The 18,487-nt window shown below is 62.9% G+C and carries 17 protein-coding genes; 13 read left to right on the top strand and 4 right to left on the bottom strand.

From position 1 onward, the window contains the following. Window positions 1-24: 24 nt before the first annotated feature. A complete protein-coding gene (locus D3M59_RS03710) occupies window positions 25-1,581 on the bottom strand; it encodes a sensor histidine kinase (protein ID WP_119531686.1) in 1,557 nt (518 codons plus the stop codon). 3 nt (window positions 1,582-1,584) lie between these two features. Further along, window positions 1,585-1,791 carry a NepR family anti-sigma factor gene (locus D3M59_RS03705; protein ID WP_158581939.1) on the bottom strand — a complete coding sequence of 69 codons (207 nt, stop codon included), beginning with the start codon at window positions 1,789-1,791 and terminating at the stop codon, window positions 1,585-1,587. 302 nt (window positions 1,792-2,093) lie between these two features. Here D3M59_RS03705 and D3M59_RS03700 point away from each other — a divergent pair, with 302 nt between their 5' ends. Next, window positions 2,094-2,894, top strand: a complete 801-nt coding sequence (locus D3M59_RS03700) for a response regulator (protein WP_119531684.1) — start codon at window positions 2,094-2,096, stop codon at window positions 2,892-2,894. A gap of 252 nt (window positions 2,895-3,146) precedes the next feature. Further along, window positions 3,147-3,857, top strand: a complete 711-nt coding sequence (locus D3M59_RS03695) for a sigma-70 family RNA polymerase sigma factor (protein WP_233543122.1) — start codon at window positions 3,147-3,149, stop codon at window positions 3,855-3,857. A 3-nt stretch (window positions 3,858-3,860) separates the two neighbouring features. Here the strand turns inward: D3M59_RS03695 and D3M59_RS12305 are convergent, their stop codons facing one another. Then, complete coding sequence (locus D3M59_RS12305; RefSeq protein WP_267896914.1) at window positions 3,861-3,995, bottom strand: hypothetical protein; 135 nt, start codon at window positions 3,993-3,995, stop codon at window positions 3,861-3,863. 109 nt (window positions 3,996-4,104) lie between these two features. Between D3M59_RS12305 and glnE the strand changes: the two genes are divergently transcribed. From glnE to D3M59_RS03655, 8 genes are all read left to right on the top strand, one after another. Then, the gene (gene glnE / locus D3M59_RS03690) at window positions 4,105-6,792 is read left to right on the top strand and encodes a bifunctional [glutamate--ammonia ligase]-adenylyl-L-tyrosine phosphorylase/[glutamate--ammonia-ligase] adenylyltransferase (RefSeq protein WP_233543121.1); all 2,688 of its coding nucleotides are present in this window, start codon (window positions 4,105-4,107) and stop codon (window positions 6,790-6,792) included. Continuing rightward, entirely contained in the window at window positions 6,792-7,262 is a 471-nt protein-coding gene (locus D3M59_RS03685; RefSeq protein ID WP_199662424.1) for a peroxiredoxin, read from the top strand. The genes glnE and D3M59_RS03685 overlap by 1 nt, the downstream gene beginning before the upstream one ends. After that, on the top strand, window positions 7,262-8,887 hold the full coding sequence (locus tag D3M59_RS03680) for a M28 family metallopeptidase (RefSeq protein WP_119532854.1): 1,626 nt from the start codon (window positions 7,262-7,264) through the stop codon (window positions 8,885-8,887). The genes D3M59_RS03685 and D3M59_RS03680 overlap by 1 nt, the downstream gene beginning before the upstream one ends. Beyond that, on the top strand, window positions 8,884-9,357 hold the full coding sequence (locus D3M59_RS03675; protein WP_119531680.1) for an MgtC/SapB family protein: 474 nt from the start codon (window positions 8,884-8,886) through the stop codon (window positions 9,355-9,357). Before D3M59_RS03680 ends, D3M59_RS03675 begins: the two co-directional genes overlap by 4 nt. Before the next feature lie 73 nt (window positions 9,358-9,430). Continuing rightward, window positions 9,431-10,210, top strand: a complete 780-nt coding sequence (locus tag D3M59_RS03670) for a succinate dehydrogenase iron-sulfur subunit (protein WP_119531678.1) — start codon at window positions 9,431-9,433, stop codon at window positions 10,208-10,210. 5 nt (window positions 10,211-10,215) lie between these two features. Further along, complete coding sequence (locus tag D3M59_RS03665; protein WP_233543171.1) at window positions 10,216-10,689, top strand: PaaI family thioesterase; 474 nt, start codon at window positions 10,216-10,218, stop codon at window positions 10,687-10,689. Then, complete coding sequence (gene zapE, locus D3M59_RS03660; RefSeq protein WP_119531674.1) at window positions 10,673-11,785, top strand: cell division protein ZapE; 1,113 nt, start codon at window positions 10,673-10,675, stop codon at window positions 11,783-11,785. Before D3M59_RS03665 ends, zapE begins: the two co-directional genes overlap by 17 nt. 53 nt (window positions 11,786-11,838) lie before the next feature. Next, window positions 11,839-13,218, top strand: coding sequence for a M20/M25/M40 family metallo-hydrolase (locus tag D3M59_RS03655; protein WP_119531672.1), 1,380 nt, complete (start codon window positions 11,839-11,841; stop codon window positions 13,216-13,218). Window positions 13,219-13,250: 32 nt separating this feature from the next. On the opposite strand, the gene D3M59_RS03650 is transcribed toward D3M59_RS03655, so the two are convergent. Continuing rightward, window positions 13,251-13,622 carry a hypothetical protein gene (locus D3M59_RS03650; RefSeq protein ID WP_119531670.1) on the bottom strand — a complete coding sequence of 124 codons (372 nt, stop codon included), beginning with the start codon at window positions 13,620-13,622 and terminating at the stop codon, window positions 13,251-13,253. Window positions 13,623-13,805: 183 nt separating this feature from the next. On the opposite strand from D3M59_RS03650, the gene mdh reads away from it, so the two are divergent. The 3 genes from mdh to D3M59_RS03635 are packed head-to-tail and all read left to right on the top strand — an operon-like array spanning window position 13,806 to window position 18,483. Next, complete coding sequence (mdh, locus tag D3M59_RS03645) at window positions 13,806-14,768, top strand: malate dehydrogenase (protein ID WP_119531668.1); 963 nt, start codon at window positions 13,806-13,808, stop codon at window positions 14,766-14,768. Then, complete coding sequence (gene sucD, locus D3M59_RS03640) at window positions 14,768-15,652, top strand: succinate--CoA ligase subunit alpha (RefSeq protein ID WP_119531666.1); 885 nt, start codon at window positions 14,768-14,770, stop codon at window positions 15,650-15,652. Before mdh ends, sucD begins: the two co-directional genes overlap by 1 nt. A gap of 8 nt (window positions 15,653-15,660) precedes the next feature. Next, the gene (locus tag D3M59_RS03635; RefSeq protein ID WP_119531664.1) at window positions 15,661-18,483 is read left to right on the top strand and encodes a 2-oxoglutarate dehydrogenase E1 component; all 2,823 of its coding nucleotides are present in this window, start codon (window positions 15,661-15,663) and stop codon (window positions 18,481-18,483) included. The last annotated feature ends 4 nt before the right edge of the window (window positions 18,484-18,487 follow it).

The raw sequence follows: 18,487 nt of genomic DNA, 5'->3' as shown, positions 1-18,487 counted from the left end.
GTCGTTTTTTAACAACGGGGAGGGTTAGGAATCCGGAAATACGGGCAGGGTAACGGTGTATCGCCCGAGCCGCCGATCAAGCGGTGAGCGTAGTTGGCGGGCGAGGCCCTCGATGATTCGCTCGAACTGGACCTTGGCGACGTCGGGCGCTTCGTCGTCGGGAAGCAGCACCGACGATGACAGCGACAGCGACGCGGTGAGCGCATCAATTCGACGGAGCGAAATGTCGATCGGGTCGCCTGGGTGGCGCAGCATCGCGAACTCGACAATTTCAGTTATCAGGAACGCTGCGGCGACCGCAACGTCCTGGGTCGTGAAGGCGGTTTCGAGGTCGAGGTCAATCGCGGTGCCGCGAGCTTCCTTGGGCGCACTGCCCTTCAACCCGGCGGCCAATTCATTGAGCAGGGGGCGGAGCGCGATGCCGCGATTCTCCTCAAGCTCCGCATAGTGGTTGCGGTGGACGACCGATAGCGCGTCGACGCGCCTGCCAATTGCGGAGTAGGCGGCCTGCGCCTCAGGTTGGGCAGCGCTGCGCCCGTGGATGCTGAGCAGTGAGGCGACGACCTGCAGATTGTTCTTCACGCGGTGGTGCACTTCGCGGACTAGGCGGCGCTGTCCTTCCAGCGCTTCGAGTGCCTCGCGTTCGGCGCCCTCGATCCGGTCGACGGCCCGCTGGAACGCGCCGCCAAGTTCATGGATCTCGGTTGCCGGGCCTAGGCCAGGCGGCAGGACGAGCGTGCTGTCGTATCCGGGCTGGAAGTCGGCGACGGCACGCTGCAGCCGGCGGAGCGGGCGGATCAGGTAGCGGTGGACCATCCACCAGCTGACCACCGCGGCGGCGACCCACATAAGCAGCGGCAGGAAGATGAACAGGCGCTCGATCGTCGACACCTGCGGGCGATCGACGATAAGCCGGGACAATATTTTGCCCGAAGCGAGCGGCAGGGTAGTGGAATATTCGCCAGGGCGGTGGTCGCCAGGGATGATGACCACTTCCTCGCCGTCGGCGATGAGCGAAGCTCCCATGATGTCGAGGCCCCGCGCGTCAATCGCATCCTTTAGCTCGGCGGCGGAGATCCGGACGGTAGCAGCGCCGCCGATCACACCGGCCCGGACGTAGATCGCATCTCTCGCCGGCGAGACCCACAGCCGCAGATCGCCTGGCGCGACGCGGATATTGGCGCGGGGAGACATGTCGCCGACGGTGCAAATCGGTGTCCCGTCGGCATCGACCAGCGTAAACTCGCGCGCAACGGCAGGCGTGATCGCAAGGATGCGCTGCGCTTCGCTGCAGGGCTGGGGTGTGCCGCGGGAAAGCACGGCGTTGGCCGCGACGCGAGCCGCCAGCGTGTTGCGCGCAATGAGCATGCCCATCGCTTCGTTGGCGACAAGCGCCTGGTCTTGCGCTCGGCCATTGGTCGCTGCGTTCGCGGCATCGAGTCCGCGCTTTGCCGACCATGCACTGGCGAGACCTATCGGCAGCAGGGCCAAGCTGATGATGAGCAGCAGTTTCGCCGGCGTCGGCAGCCGGCCAAAGGCGTTGGGCACGTTGTCGATCATACGCGGGATGTCCCGCGCCACGTGTCAGTCGAGCTTGCCGAGTAGGTCGAGGAAATCCTTGGGGACATCCTCCCGCAAGGTCTCGTCATAGACGGTGCGAAGGGCGCGCCCGACGCTGCCCTGCTTGTCTTTCCGCTTCTTTTTGTCGGGAGAGCCGGCCCCGGCGTTGTCGCGGCGGCCATCGGCTTTACTGGTCCCACTCAACCTCTCGTCCCCCTCGCGCGCAAGCATATGCGCCTTCCTCAATTCAAGTCACTCACTCAGCGCATTATCGCCACGCAGCCTTTCGGCCGACGGAAGAGAAGCAGCACCTATCCGCCGCGTTGGCGCCCCGTCAATCCGGGCAGCGTGAACGGCGAATTAGCATGGAAACCAAATCGCCGGTGCTTTGTTCCACACTTCAGCAAGTCGGGGCAAAGGGTGTTGCACCATGGTGACGGCGCGTTGCAGCGGCGGCCAGGGTTGCACCGTACCGGCGACGCGCCCAATACGGGTGCGTATCGTTTTGGAATTTTGAGGGGAGTGTTTTCTACATGTCGCTTGGCCAGGAACTTGCACCGCACCTGCCTTTCCTCCGTCGTTATGCGCGCGCGCTGACCGGCAGCCAGCAGCACGGCGATGCATTCGTCCGCGCGACCTTGGAAACCATTGTCGCCTCACCGGAAGAATTTCCGCGCGAAGTCGATCCGCGACTTGGTTTGTACCGTACCTTCCACGCCATCTGGTCCAGCGCTAATATCGAGGAAGGCGAGGAGCCGACGATGGACCTGGCCGGCGCAGAGGGCATCGCGCAGGCGCGCCTGTCGCGGATAACGCCGCTTTCGCGGCAAGCGCTGCTGCTTACCAGCCTAGAAGGCTTTTCCAGCGAGGATGCCGCCTATCTGATTTCCGCGTCGCCCGACGACGTCGACAGCCTGGTTGCGGAAGCCATGTCGGAAATTGAGCGCCAAACTCACGCCGACGTGTTGATCATCGAGGACGAGCCGATCATCGCAATGGATATTGAATCAATCGTTCGCGACCTGGGCCATAATGTCACCGGCGTCGCTGTGACGCGCGACGAAGCTGTTGCGCAGGCCCGCAAATCGCCCCCGGGCCTCGTACTGGCCGATATCCAGCTGGCGGACGACAGCTCAGGCATCGATGCGGTGAAAGACATCCTTGCCGAATTTTCGGTGCCAGTAATCTTCATCACGGCGTTCCCTGAGCGGTTGCTGACCGGCACGCGCCCCGAGCCGACGTTCCTCATCACCAAGCCGTTCCAGCGGTCGACGGTCAAGGCAGCGATTAGCCAAGCGCTGTTTTTCGACGCCGCGACGGTACCCGCGGCCTAACCTCGACAATAATCGTTCAAAGGTTCCAACCGTTTCGGAACCGCGCCTGACTCCGCGGCGTTGGAACCTTCGAACTTTCTTTTCTCTGTTGGGGGATTCATGACAGACGGCCAGCCTGAACATTTGACGACTACCGAAGCTCGGGCGGGAGCGACCCCGCATGTGACCCGGGTCGTCCTCGGCGTCGGGTTGCTGCTCGTCGTGGCGATTTTCGCGCTCATATTGTTCATCGCGCGCTGACACCCTAAATTGATGGAGAGCATCGGTGCGTATCAAAAGGCGGTGGCGGTCGATTCCGTCGATGCCGAATCGGGGCGGGTTTCAGTGAGCGACGAACAGCAAATTGAGGCCGAGGACGGGGTACGCCCCGAACCCATTCCGCTACCCGACGATGAATTCAAGGAACAACTCGGCCAGGTAATTCCGCACCTGCGTGCCTTTGGCCGCTCCCTATCCGGCAGCCGCGATCTTGCTGACGACCTTGTTCAGGAAACGTTGCTGAAGGCGTGGGCCGCGCGCAAGCGTTTCCAGGCTGGAACCAACATGCGGGCATGGACCTTCATCATCCTTCGAAACCTGTTCCTGAGCCAGATGCGTCGCGCACGCTTCAAGGGGGAGTGGGACGATGTCACCGCGGCGAAAATCCTAGCGGCGCCTGCGAGTCAGGACCGCCATGTCGAGCTTGGCGACATGCAGCGTGCGCTGCTGCACTTGCCACAGCCACAGCGTGAGGCCTTGATTCTCGTCGGTGCGGGCGGCTTCGCCTATGAGGAGGCGGCCGAAATCTGCGGATGTGCGGTGGGCACGATCAAGAGCCGGGTCGCCCGGGGACGTGTGGCACTCGAGGCGTTGCTCTCTGGTGGAAAGCTGCCGTCACGACGGCAGCACAAGACCGATCCTGATAAGTCGGCCCTTCAGGAAATCATGGGCGAAGTGGATGAGCTCAGCCGCGATCGCGGCTGAGCGTCACCCAAGCTTTTTCAACAGCGCCTCGAATTCGTCATTCGCCCCGTTCACCGGCGGGGCGAAGGCGCGCCGAAGCGCGGCCGAAAGGGCAGCCTGCGTTGGCGGAAGGTCGCTGTCGCTGATGGGCCGCTTCATCGCGTCTTCCGTCCTCGCATAAAGGGGACGTTCGATATTCATCGGAATTACAAATGCATGAAGTCCCAAGCGGTTTCATCATTCGTCGATTTGCGCCATGCAGCGCGGCATGACTGCAACAGTGTTGATGGCGGATCGGGAAGGCGCGATCGAGCGCGCTGAGGCTTATTCGCCCTTCTTGAAGAGCGCCGCCGCGCTGTTTCCTGACATTATCGCGACGTTTCGAAGCGAAGGCCCGGACGCCGCTGTCGGAGCCGCCTTGGCGATCCATTCCGACAGCATTGCAGAGAAGCTTCGTCGCCGGCGCCACGCACTTGCGCTGGCGGTTGCGCTGGCGGACCTTGGCGGGGAAGGTTCGCTGGAGTGGGTGACGGCAGCCCTGTCGGACTTCGCCGATGCCGCGATAAGTGAGGCGGTCCGGACGGTTATCCTGGAGCGAATGCCAGATGCCGTGCCCGAAGGGATTGCCATCATTGCGCTCGGCAAGCTCGGCAGCCGGGAACTCAACTACTCGTCCGACGTCGACCTTATCATGCTGTTCGACCCGGACCGCCTGCCGAGGAGGCCGCGCGACGATCCCGCCGAGGCCGCGGTTCGATATGGACGGCGCTTCGTCGAGCTGATGCAGCAGAGAACTGCCGACGGCTACGTCGCCCGCGTCGATTTGCGCCTCCGGCCTGCCCCGGAAGTCACCCCTATCGTCCTCCCAGTAGGCGCAGCCATCAGCTATTACGAAAGCTCGGCGCTGCCGTGGGAGCGTGCGGCTTTCATCCGCGCCCGTGCCGCCGCGGGCGACACCGCCCTCGGACAGTCTTTCCTCGACGAAATCCGACCTTTTATCTGGCGCCGGGCGGTCGACTTCGGAGCGATTGAGGAGATTCGCGAAATCTCCTTGAGAATTCGCGATCATTACGCACAGGGACAGGCTTTCGGGCCCGGTTATGACCTTAAGCGTGGGCGGGGTGGGATTCGCGAGGCGGAGTTTTTCACGCAGGTCGTCCAATTGATTCACGGCGGACGGGAGATCGGGTTGCGCTCGCCCGCGACGCTGGACGCGCTGCGGGCGCTTGCATCGGCAGGGCACCTGGAGCCGCAGGTCGCCGCCGCGATTGGTGTCGCCTACCGCGCGCTGCGCACCGCCGAGCACCGTGTCCAGATGATCGACGACCGGCAGGATCACCGCTTGCCCGGCGATGCCCGGGCGCTGGACGCAGTCGCGAAGCTGCACGGAATGGAGGATGGCCCGGCGCTGGTGGATTGGCTTCGCCCGCACGTCGAAGCAGTCGGCGCGCAGTTCGATAGCCTGATCTCCGAGCGGGAGGAGAGGCTGTCCAACGATCCGGATATCCTGCGCAAGGAATTGACCGCGATGGGCTTCGCCGATGTCGACGAAGCCTATCGTCGCGTTCAGGACTGGCGATCTGGTCGTTCTCGCTCGCTTCGGTCTTCGGCTGCTCGGGCGGCGTTCGAGCAAATGCTGCCCAATTTGATGAACGCCGTCGGAACCGGCCCCGACCCGGTCCGCGCGCTCAACCGCTTCAGCGACGTCGTCGATAAATTATCGAGCGGGGTGAATCTCTACCGACTGCTGGCTGCGCGGCCGCGCCTGGCCGATTTGCTGGCCCTGATCCTCGCCCATGCCCCGCCCCTTGCCGACCAACTGGGGCGGCGGCCGACGCTGCTCGACGGGCTGATTGACGAGTCCAGCTTCGCGCCACCGCCCGATGCGAATGAACTGGCGAAGCGCTTCCTTGCGGTCATCGACCGGGATCCATTCGACATCGCACTCGACCGCATCCGCCGGATGGTCGGCGAGCGGCGCTTTGCGCTGGGCGTGCAGCTGCTCGCGGCACATCGCGACCCGATTCTTATTGCCGAAGGCTATAGCGATCTAGCGGAAGCAGCGATCGTGGCGCTCGCAGAAGGCGTAACGCGGGAATTCGCGCGGACCCATGGCACGGTGCCCGGCGGCCAGCTGGTCATCCTTGGTCTGGGCAGGCTGGGCGGCCGGGCGCTGACCCATGCCAGCGACCTCGACCTCATCTATCTGTTCGATGCGCCGGAGGGCGCGGTGTCGAACGCGAACAAGCCGATGCCCGCGACCGACTATTACAACCGCTTGGCCAGCCGGATTGGCGCGGCGCTGGGCACGCCGACCGCTGCCGGGCCGCTTTACGAGGTCGATACGCGGCTCCGCCCGCAGGGTGCGCAGGGGATGCTGGCAGTCAGCCTGGCGGCGTTCGAAGCCTATCAGCGCAATGAGGCCTGGACTTGGGAGCATATGGCGCTGTGCCGCTCGCGGCCGCTGACCGGAACGAATGAAGCCAAGGCCAAGGTCCGGGATCTGGTCCGCGCGATCCTGCGCGACAGCGGCGATGCCGCCACGATCCGCGCCGACGCGGCCAAGATGCGCGAGGAGATGGCGCGGCATAAACCGCCAGCTGGGGCCTTGGACATCAAGTTGGGGGAAGGCGGGCTGGTCGATCTAGAGTTCGCGGTCCACATATTGCAGCTAACCAACAAGACGGCGCTGGATCCGCGGCTGGAGGTGGCGATCGAGGCCTTGGTCAAAGCCGGCCTGATCGACCAGGGCGCAGACGCGGATCTTCGCCTACTGAGCCGGATGTTGGTCGTCCTGCGGCTGGTGTCGACGCAAGGCATGGAGCCGGCCGAGGAGTCGCATGAACTTGTTGCCAGGCTGTGCGGTTTTGATGAGTGGGATGCGCTGGTAACGGCCATCGATGCGGCGCGTAGGCGGATCGCCAGCCGCTGGGCAAAAGTCAGGGAGAGCGAATGATGATCGGTGAAGGCGACAAGGTTCCGGCCCTCAAGGTAACCGCAAGCGACGGATCGGAGCTGGACCTGTCATCGCCGGGCGGGCCACTGGTCCTCTATTTCTACCCCAAGGACGATACGTCTGGGTGCACCCGGGAAGCGCAGGACTTCACCGAGTTGGCGCCCCAATTTGCCCAGGCTAAGGTAAAGGTGATCGGCCTGTCGCGCGATCCGATGAAAAAGCACGAGAAGTTTATCGACAAATATGGGCTGAAGGTGCCGCTGGTTTCCGATGAGGACGGCGGGGTCAGCGATGCGTTTGGTACCTGGGTCGAAAAGTCGATGTACGGCCGCAAATATATGGGGATGGAGCGCGCGACCTACCTGATTGGCGCGGACGGCAAGGTCGCGCGAGCCTGGCGCAAGGTGAAGGTGCCGGGGCATGCGGCCGATGTGCTGAAGGCAGCCCAGTCGATCGGAGGGCCCGCATGATGAAGATCGTCGCACTCCCGCTGCTGTCGCTTGCACTCGTTGCTGCCGCGCCACCTGGATCTATCTCGCCGGAACGGCTGTCTGCGGACACCAAAGTACTCGCGTCCTATGAATTCGAGGGCCGCGCGCCAGGCACGAGGGGCGAGCAAAAAACCATCGCGTGGCTGACCACAGAACTTCAGAAGATCGGGCTGGAGCCCGCGGGACCGGGGGGGAAGTGGACGCAGGACGTCCCACTGGTGAATACTCAGTTGGGCCAGGGGAATTTTTCGGCGGACAGGACTCCGCTGGCGTTCGGCAAGGATGTTTACGCCAGCACGGTCCGGCCGGTCGACCGCGTCACGATCGACAGGGCGCCGATGGTGTTCGTCGGCTACGGGGTGTCGGCACCGGAACGCGGCTGGGACGATTTCAAGGGCGTCGACCTCAAGGGCAAGGTCGCCGTGATACTGGTCAACGACCCCGATTTCGAAGCGGCGACCGGAGACGGCAGCGTCGACAAGTTCGGCGGGCGGCGAATGACCTATTACGGCCGCTGGACCTACAAATATGAGGAAGTTGCGCGACGTGGCGCGGTCGCGGCGCTGATCGTCCACGACACGCCGGGCGCCGGCTATGGCTGGGAAACGGTCAACGCGTCGCAAGGGGAAAATTACGATATTGCCGACGCGACCGGGCGATTGGCGCTACAAGGCTGGCTGCACGGCGATGCCGCGCGAAGGCTATTCGCGGATTCCGGTCTCGACCTTGGCGCATTGCGCAAGGCGTCGCGGCAGGCCGACTTCAAGCCAGCGGAGCTGAAGCAGCACTTCTCCGCAGATGTGCCGGTCAGCGTGAAGCGGGTGATGAGCTCCAATGTTCTCGCCAAGCTGCCGGGCGCGACGGTGCCGGACGAATATGTCATGTATGGCGCGCACTGGGATGCCTATGGCGTCGGCGCGCCGGATGCGCGAGGCAGGACGATCCGTCCCGGTGCGAATGACGACGCGCTGGGCGTCGCGGGCCTGCTCGACATCGCGCGGGCGTTCAAGCGCGGCCCGAGGCCCGACCGGTCTATCCTGTTCGGCTTCTGGACCGCGGAAGAGCGCGGGCTGGTGGGATCCGAAGCCTATGCGATGAACCCCGTCGCTCCGGCGGCCAAGGTTGCGGCGAACATCACGCTCGACATCCTTAACACCGCTGGCCCGGCACGCGACGTGATGCTTGTCGGCGAGGGCCAGAATAGCCTGGAAGACGAACTGGCGAATGCTGCGCGGGCGCAAGGGCGGATGGTGACGCCGGAAGCACTACCCGAGCGCGGACTTTTCTATCGCGCCGACCATTTCCCGATGGCCAAGCGCGGCATTCCGACCCTGCTGTTGATGGCGATCAGCGGCGCGCCGAACCTGGTGAAGGGCGGCCGCGAGGCGGGCGCGAAGTGGCTCGAGGGCTTTATGAAATGCTACCACCAGACCTGCGACGAATGGTCGCCCGCCCTCGATTTTGACGCGGCGGCAGCCGACGTAAGCTTGGCCTATGAAGTCGGCCGCAGCGTCAGCCGTGCGGGCGTCTGGCCAACTTGGTCCGAAGGCAGCGAATTCCGGTCTGTCCGCGAACAACCTCGGCCAGGGGAACGGGGCAAGTGAGCGAATTGCTGTCCCCGGACCGATTCGACATCGTGCCCCATGCCTTTGCGCTGCTAGTCGCCTACTTGCTGGCGTTGCCGATCGGGTGGAACCGGGAAAAGGCGGAGCGCAGCGCGGGGCTCCGCACCTTTCCGCTGGTCGCGGTCGCCTGTTGCGGGTTTGTGCAGGCGGCGGAGTCGCTCGCCACCGACTCGCCTGAAGCGATGGCGCGGATTATCGAGGGGCTGATTACTGGCATGGGCTTCATCGGTGGCGGCGCGATCCTGCATCGAAAGGACAGCGTGAAGGGCACAGCGACGGCGGCCAGCCTGTGGGTCACAGGAGCGATCGGCGTGGCAGTCGGACTTGGTGCGCTCGATATCGCGATTATGCTCGCGATCGTCACCTTTGCGACGCTGTGGTTCCTGTCGCCGCTCAAGCCGTCGGATCGCGACGGGGAAGACGATCGGGCCGGGCACGCGGAAGGTTGACTCAGCAAGGTTGGCACGGGGCCGCTGGCCATGCTAGCGGCGCCGTAAATTCGTAATCCTCAAGGAAGCGCCCGTGGCCGAATTCACCCTCCCCAAGAATAGCAAGATTACCAAGGGGCGCACCTACAAGTCCGAGGGCGGAAAGCGGAGCAAGTCGTTTAAGATCTATCGCTACGATCCCGATAGCGGCGCCAACCCGCGCTACGACATCTACACGGTCGACCTCGACAAGTGCGGACCGATGGTTCTCGACGCGATCATCAAGATCAAGGACGAGATCGACCCGACGCTGACTTTCCGCCGGTCATGCCGCGAAGGGATTTGCGGGTCGTGCGCGATGAACATCGACGGCAAGAACGGCCTCGCTTGCACCACAGCGATCGAGGACGTGAAGGGAGAAGTGCGGATCACGCCGCTGCCGCACATGGAAGTGGTCAAGGACCTGGTGCCGGACATGACGCACTTCTACGCCCAATACGCCTCGATCCAGCCCTGGCTGAAGTCGTCGTCTCCCGAACCGTCGGGCAAGGAGCGCTTCCAGTCGCCGGAAGACCGCGCCAAGCTTGACGGCCTCTACGAGTGCATCCTGTGCGCCTGCTGCTCCACCAGCTGCCCGAGCTATTGGTGGAATAGCGACAAATTCCTTGGTCCCGCCATTCTGCTCGCGGCCTACCGGTGGCTGGCCGACAGCCGTGACGAGGCGACCGGCGACCGTCTCGACCAGCTTGAGGATCCTTTCCGCCTCTACCGTTGCCACACGATTATGAACTGCGCGAACGTCTGTCCCAAGGGGCTGAACCCCGCCAAGGCGATTGCCGAGACGAAAAAGCTGGTTGCGGAGCGCGCCGCTTGAGCGACGTGCCGGACGGGCTGCCTCACGGAGCGCAGCCCGACCCGGAGCATGAAGGCTGGTACACTTGGGGCGATTTCCCGCGTGGCAGCTTCGCGTCGCGGACTGGGCGCCTGCTGTTTCGTCCCGACGGACCCGGTCGCGGCCTGACCCGCATGTTCCCAGACGGTAGCCACCAGAATATGGGCGGGTCGATCCATGGCGGCGCGGTGATGAGCTTCATCGACATGAGCCTGTTCGCGGGCGGTCGCTGCGCTGGTATGGCTGAGGGCCATTATGTCACGCTCGACTGTCACACACGCTTCGTCGCGCGAGGCCGCATCGGTGTGCCGCTCGATGCACAAGTCCGCCTGTTGAAGCAGACGCCCGGCGGACTCGTCTTCTTCGACGGTCATTGCGAGCAGGACGGCGAGATTTGCTACGCCTTCACGGGCACGTTGAAGAAGATCACGCAGCGCGGTGCCGATGGGCCGCGTCGCTGAACGCTACGCCGCGCTGGTTGCGGCGGGGGAACTGAAGGCCGATCCGGACCAGGAGCGAGCAGCCCACGCGCTCGACCAGTTCGCCGCCGACCTTGGCCAGACTAGGACGGGCTTTCTCACGCGTCTGTTCGGGCGGGAAACGCCCGCGCCGTGCGGCGTCTACATGTGGGGCGGGGTCGGTCGCGGTAAGTCGATGCTGATGGACTTGGCTTATGAGGCGATCGACTTCGAGTCTAAGCGCCGAACCCATTTCCATGCCTTCATGCTGGACGTCCATGCACGGCTTCGCGAGGCGCGCAAGTCCGGAGAGGGCGACCCCGTCATTCAAGTCGCCGCCGACATTGCCGGGCAGGTGCGCTTCCTAGCGTTTGACGAAATGATGGTGACCAATCCGGCCGACGCAATGATCATGAGCCGGCTATTCACCGCCCTTATCGACGAGGGCGTCGGGATTGTTACTACGTCGAACCGACCGCCGTCGGACTTGTACAAGGACGGTCTGAACAGGGAGTTATTCCTTCCGTTTATCGCGCTGATGGAAGCGCGAATGAAGGTGCTCCCCTTGAACGGGCCGACCGATTACCGGTTGGACCGCCTGCAGGGCCTCGATACGTGGCTGGTTCCGAACGGGCCGGAAGCGACAGAGCGGTTGCGCGAGGCCTTTTTCCAGCTGACCGACCATCCGGTCGAAGACAGAGCCCATGTTCCGACCGAAGAGTTGGACGTAGGCCTGGGACGAACGCTTCACGTACCCAAGAGCCTGAAGGGCGTGGCCGTCTTTTCATTCAAGCGGCTCTGCGGAAATGCGCGTGGGGCGGCGGATTACTTGGCCATTGCCCAGCGATTTCACACGGTCATCATCGTCGGTATCCCCGTCATGACGCGGGAGATGCGCAATGAGGCCGCGCGCTTCGTGACCTTGATCGACGCACTGTATGAACACCGGGTCAAGCTCCTCGCTGCAGCGGATGCGGAACCGGAAGGGCTGTATCCGCGCGGTGATGGCAATTTCGAATTCCAGCGCACTGTCAGTCGCCTCGAAGAAATGCAGAGTGCCGACTATCTCGGGGAGGGGCATGGCCTGCACGACTATTGACGGTCGCGAAACGAAACCTAGCGTGTCGTTACACTCGATCAGGAGACTCCAAGATGCGCCTCGCCATTGCCGCCCTGTTAGCCGCGGTTTCGACCGCCGCGATCGGTCAGAGTCCCGATAGCCGGCGGGCCGCGGAACGCGCACTATTCGAGAAGATCGTGGAAATTCCGACCGTCGAGGCGAGGCCCGCGGAATTCAAGAAGCTTACCGCCCTGTTGACTTCCGAGTTCCGCAAGTCAGGGATCACCAATGTCATCGTCAAGGATCATGACGACACGCAGACGCTGATCGCTCGCTGGGCTGCGGCCAAGCCCAGTGGGAAAAAACCGATCCTCCTAATGGCGCATATGGACGTGGTTGAGGCGAAGGCCAGCGACTGGAAGAACCCACCGTTCGAATTTCGCGAGGAGAAGGGATATTACCTCGGGCGCGGAACCAACGACAACAAGGCCGCTTTGGCGGGTATCGTTCTGGCGCTCCAGAACCTTAAGGCGTCAGGTTTCCAGCCGACCCGCGACATCGTCGTACTGTTCACGGGTGATGAAGAAACAAGCATGAACAGCGTTCGCCGTGCGTCGACCGAATGGCGGGACCTGATTGACGCGGAATACGCGCTGAACGGTGATGGAGGCGGCGGAGCCATCTACAAGGACGGGCGCGTCGATGCATTCTACATGCAGATCGCCGAGAAGACCTACGCGGACTACAAGTTGGTAGCCACAAATCGAGGCGGACACAGCAGCTCGCCGCGGCCCGATAACGCCATTTACGCGTTGGCCAATGCGCTGACGGCGATCGAGCGCCATCGCTTCCCGCCAATGATCAACGATGCAACCCGCGCGGGGTTTCAGCTACAGGCAGAACGCGACAGCGGAATGTTCGGAGCCTTGCTCAACAAGTTCCTGGAGGATCCGACAGATCGGGAAACCTCGGATCTTCTGGAGAGCTTTGACGCCGGATCGACCCGGACCCGCTGTGTGGCAACGATGCTATCGGGTGGGCACGCCCCAAACGCGCTTCCGCAAAAGGCAGAGGCTAACGTTAATTGCCGGATCTTTCCGGGGGTGAAAATCGAGCAAGTTCGCGCGGATTTGCAGAGCTTGGCCGGGCCCGATGTCACAGTTTCTGTCGACGCGTCATCGACAACGCCGGAGACTAGTCCGACCAAAATCCGAGCTGACGTTCTCGACGCCTACAAGGCGGCCGTAGGGACCCAGTTCAAAAATGCGCCCGTCGTGCCGTTTCAGTCCGCTGGCGCAACCGACGGCGCATATCTTCGCGCGGTCGGCATCCCTGTATACGGGTTCGGCGGCCTATGGGGAGTAATTGGCGAAAAGGAGGGTGTTCACGGGCTCGATGAACGCGTGTTGATCGACGGCTTTCATGGACAGATTCCCATTTGGGAAGAAATGCTCCGCCGCGTAGCCGGGTAAGGTAGGGCTGCCCAACTCGGCAGCCCACATCCTTATCGCAGCAGCGCGCTGACCACCTGTTGGATCAGCATGGTTCGCGGGTCGAACTGGTAGAGATAACCTTCGCCGTAATAATAGCGATCAGACGGATCGAAGCAGTAGCGGCTGCGTAGGTCATACGGAAGCTGATCGTAGGACCACATTCGGCCATAGCTCCCCGGCCAACGCTGCCCCACGTTGTCCAGCTTTTTGGCCTGTCCGGGCGGAAGGCAGCCATTATTTTTCCTGGCGAAACCCGGCGAGCAACCGTCAGTGCTGTAGCCGACGTGGCCGATCGCCTGAGGGTTGCCCTTGCCTGGCTTGGCGTAAGCCGGAGCGGTTGAAAGGAGCGAGGCGGCGCCCGCGAGGGCCAGTAGCTGCTTCATAACGCGATACCCCTATAGATGGACGGGCAAACGTTAGTGACCAGTGCAGTTCGCCAAAAAAACCCGCTTGGGAAGGTTGGTTCCGGAACCCAACCGGTTGCCCCGATAGCGCCATGCCGCTAAGCGGGCGCCGCACGCGGCATTGCCCGCACATTCCATCACGAAGAAAGGTCGTAGACCCCTATGGCTCGCAAGAAGATCGCGCTGATTGGCGCAGGCATGATCGGCGGGACGCTGGCCCACCTCGCGGCGAAGAAGGAAATGGGCGACATCGTCCTGTTCGACATTGCCGAGGGCATGCCACAGGGCAAGGCGCTGGATCTTAGCCAGTGTGGGCCAATCGAAGGCTTCGACGCCAATATCAAAGGCACCAACGACTACGCCGATCTTGCCGGCTCCGACGTTGTCATCGTTACCGCCGGCGTGCCGCGCAAGCCCGGCATGAGCCGCGACGATCTGTTGGGTATCAACCTCAGCGTAATGAAGGCCGTGGGCGCGGGCATCAAGCAGCACTGCCCGAACGCATTTGTCATCTGCATTACCAACCCGCTGGACGCGATGGTCTGGGCCTTGCGCGAATTCTCCGGGCTGCCGCACAACAAGGTCGTCGGCATGGCCGGCGTCCTCGATTCGGCGCGCTTCGCTACCTTCCTTGCCGAGGAGTTCGGCGTGTCGGTGAAGGACGTGAACGCCTTTGTGCTGGGCGGCCACGGTGACACGATGGTTCCTGTCACCAGCTACACGACGATCAGTGGCATCCCGGTCGACGACCTCGTCAAGATGGGCAGGTCGTCGAAGGAAAGGATCGACGAAATCGTCAAGCGCACCCGCGGTGGTGGCGGCGAAATCGTCGCGCTTCTCAAGACCGGTTCAGCCTATTACGCGCCCGCAACCTCGGCAATCGCGATGGCGGAAGCCTATCTGGGTGACCAGAAGCGTATCCTGCCCTGCGCAGTTTATGTCGAGGGCAAGTATGGCCTCGACGGCCTGTACGTGGGCGTGCCGACCGTGATCGGCGCGAACGGCGCCGAAGAAGTCATCGAGATCGCCCTCGACGATGAGGCCAAGCAGAATTTCCAGATTAGTGTCGACGCAGTCAAGGAACTGCTCGTCGCCTGCAAACAAATCGATGGGACCCTTGCCTGATGTCCATTCTCGTCAACAAGAACACCAAGGTCATCACTCAGGGGATGACCGGCGAAACTGGCACCTTCCACACCCAGCAGGCGCTGGCCTACGGGACTCAGATGGTCGGCGGCGTAACCCCCGGCAAGGGCGGCACGACCCACATAGGCCTGCCGGTATTCAACACCGTGCTGGAGGCCAAGGAAGCGACCGGGGCGGATGCGTCGGTGATCTATGTCCCGCCTCCCTTCGCGGCCGACTCGATCCTGGAAGCGATCGACGCCGAAATTCCGCTGATCGTCGCGATCACCGAAGGCATTCCAGTGCTCGACATGGTCAAGGTCAAGCGTGCCCTGTCGGGCAGCAGATCGCGCCTGATCGGTCCTAACTGCCCAGGCGTCCTGACCCCTGAAGAATGCAAGATCGGCATTATGCCGGGCAACATTTTCAAAAAGGGCAGCGTTGGCGTTGTTTCTCGTTCCGGCACCCTGACCTATGAGGCCGTGTTCCAGACGACGAACGAAGGATTGGGCCAGACCACTGCGGTGGGCATTGGCGGCGACCCCGTAAACGGCACCAACTTCATCGACGTACTCGAACTGTTCCTGGCGGACGACGAGACCAAGTCGATTATCATGATCGGCGAAATCGGCGGCGACGCGGAAGAGCAGGCAGCACAGTTCCTGATCGACGAAGCTAAACGCGGCCGCAAGAAGCCGATGGTCGGCTTCATCGCCGGTCGTACAGCTCCCCCGGGGCGCCGCATGGGCCATGCCGGCGCGATCGTGTCGGGCGGGAAGGGCGGTGCCGACGACAAGATCGCGGCAATGGAGGCGGCTGGAATTCGCGTCTCGCCGAGCCCATCTGAGCTCGGAACGACCCTCACGGAGCTTCTGAAAGGCTAATCACCGTCATGGATTCGATGGCGATCGACCGGGAGCAAGGTCCCAGCTGGGCACGGCCGAACTGGCCGGTGTCGGTGCTGGACGAAGTGAATCTCGGCCTCGACCCGACCGAAGCGACGCTCGAGAAGGTTGCGGCGGCGGCGAAGATGGCCGCAGTGGCGACCGGAACGGCCGATGAAGCCGCGGTTCACCGCGCCGCCGACGATTCCATTCGCGCGATGATGCTGATCCGCACCTACCGCGTGCGCGGGCATCTGGCGGCCAAGCTCGATCCATTGGGCCTGTCGCACCATGAACTGCCGGAAGACCTGACTCCGGCCTACCATGGCTTTGGCGAGAGTGACCTCGACCGGAAGATATGGCTGGGCGGGGTGTTGGGTTTTCAGCAGGCGTCGATCCGCGAGATTCTGCCGGTGCTTCAGTCGAACTACTGTGGCACCGTTGGCCTCGAATATATGCACATCAACGATCTGGATGAGCGCCGCTTCCTCCAAGACCGGATGGAGGGGAAGGACGCCGAGATCGTCTTTACCCGCGAGGGCAAGCGGTCGATCCTCGAAAAGGTAATCCACGGCGAACAGTGGGAAAAATTCCTCGCTAAGAAATATGTTGGGACGAAACGCTTCGGGCTCGACGGCGGTGAGAGCGCGGTCCCGGCGCTTGAGGCGCTCATCAAATATGGCGGGCAGATGGGCGTGACGGAAATTACCGTCGGCATGGCCCACCGCGGGCGGCTCAACGTCCTCGCAAACGTCATGGGCAAGCCCTACCGGGCCATCTTCCACGAATTCGCGGGCGGTGCGACCAACCCGGCCGATGTCGGCGGGTCGGGCGACGTGAAATATCACCTCGGCACTTCGTCGGACCGGGAATTCGACGGCAACAAGGTTCACCTGAGCCTTGTTCCGAACCCGTCGCATCTTGAAGCGGTAAATCCGGTTGTGCTGGGCAAGAGTCGTGCTGCGCAGACATTGCGTGGCGACAAGCACGGGGATTCGGTCTTGCCGGTCCTGCTGCACGGTGACGCCGCCTTTGCCGGACAGGGCATCGTCTGGGAATGCCTCGGTTTCTCCGGCCTCCCCGGCTACGGCACCGGTGGCTGCATCCACTTCGTCATCAACAATCAGGTCGGCTTCACGACCAGCCCGCAGTTTGCGCGCTCGTCACCCTATCCGTCGGACGTAGCCAAGGGCATTCAGGCGCCGATCCTGCACGTGAATGGCGACGATCCCGAGGCGGTCACGTTCGCCTGCAAGCTGGCAATCGAGTATCGTCAGGAATTCAACCGAGACATCGTCATCGACATGTGGTGCTACCGTCGTTTCGGCCACAATGAAGGCGACGAGCCGAGCTTCACCCAGCCCCTGATGTACGACGCCATCCGCGCGCATCCGCCGATCAGCCAGATTTACGGTCGTCGACTGATGGGCGAAGGCGTGGTCGACCAAGCGTGGGTCGACGAGAAGACGAAGCAGTTCACGACGCTACTCGAAAGTGAATTCGAAGCGGGAACCAGTTACCTGCCCAACAAGGCGGACTGGTTCGAAGGCCGCTGGCACGGTCTCGGGCGTCCGGGCGAGCCGGTCGACGCGCGCCGCAACGTCAACACCGCCATCACGGAAGAGCAGTTCGATCAGCTCAGCGCGCTGTTGACCACAGTTCCGGACGGCCTGACGGTCCACAAGACCCTGGGCCGGATCATCGACGCCAAGAAGAAGGCACTCGTGGCCGGAGAAGGTATCGATTGGGCAACGGCGGAAGCGCTGGCGTTCGGTAGTCTAGTCGAAGATGGCTACAGCGTCCGTTTGTCTGGCCAGGATTCGGGTCGCGGCACGTTCAGCCATCGTCATGCCGTCTGGGTGGACCAGAGGAGCGGCGAGAAATTCATTCCGCTTCGCCAAATCAACGATGGCGCCGACAAGGGGCCGCGTTTCGAAGTTCGCGACAGCCCACTGTCCGAATTTGGTGTTCTCGGATTCGAATATGGCTATTCGATCACCGACCCGCGCACGCTGGTGCTTTGGGAAGGCCAATTTGGCGACTTCGCCAATGGCGCGCAGACCATTATCGACCAGTTCATCGCGGCCGGAGAGGCCAAGTGGCTTCGCGCGTCGGGATTGACCATGCTACTGCCGCACGGTTTCGAAGGGCAGGGGCCGGAACATAGTTCCGCGCGCTTGGAGCGTTACCTGCAGCTATGCGCCGAGGATAATATCCAGGTCGCCAACTGCACCACGCCAGCCAACTACTTTCATATCCTGCGCCGGCAGATGCACCGGGACTTCCGCAAGCCGCTGATCATCATGACGCCCAAGTCGCTGCTGCGGCACAAGCTGGCCGTCTCGAAGCGCGACGACTTCACGGGCGAAGGTCATTTCAAGCGTATCCTGAGCGATCTCAACCCGCCGGCACAGGGCAAGACGCGCCGCGTTGTACTGTGCAGCGGTAAGGTCAGCTATGAGCTGATGGAAGCACGAGATGCTGCTGGCGACACGGGGACTGAAATCATCCGCATCGAACAGATTTATCCGTTCCCGGCGGAACCGCTGGTTAAGCGGCTGGCGGCCATGCCGAAGCTGGACGAATTGGTCTGGGCTCAGGAAGAGCCGAAGAACAACGGTAGCTGGCATTTCGTGGAGGATGTGCTGGAGCAGTCCCTGGCCGAGTCCGGGCACGGCGGCATGCGCCCGCGGTATGCGGGGCGCGCCGCTGCGGCCTCCCCGGCGACCGGCCTTGCCAAGCGCCACGCGGCCGAGCAGGCAGCTTTGATCGCCGACGCGCTGGGGCATAGCAGCCGTTCAGCCGCACCCGTCACCGCCAAGGTTTTGTAAGGAA

Source organism: Sphingomonas edaphi, from assembly GCF_003583725.1.
Taxonomy (GTDB): Bacteria; Pseudomonadota; Alphaproteobacteria; order Sphingomonadales; family Sphingomonadaceae; genus Sphingomicrobium; species Sphingomicrobium edaphi.
Note: the sequence above shows the minus strand (reverse complement) of the source record. Positions and strands in the feature narration are given on the sequence as shown.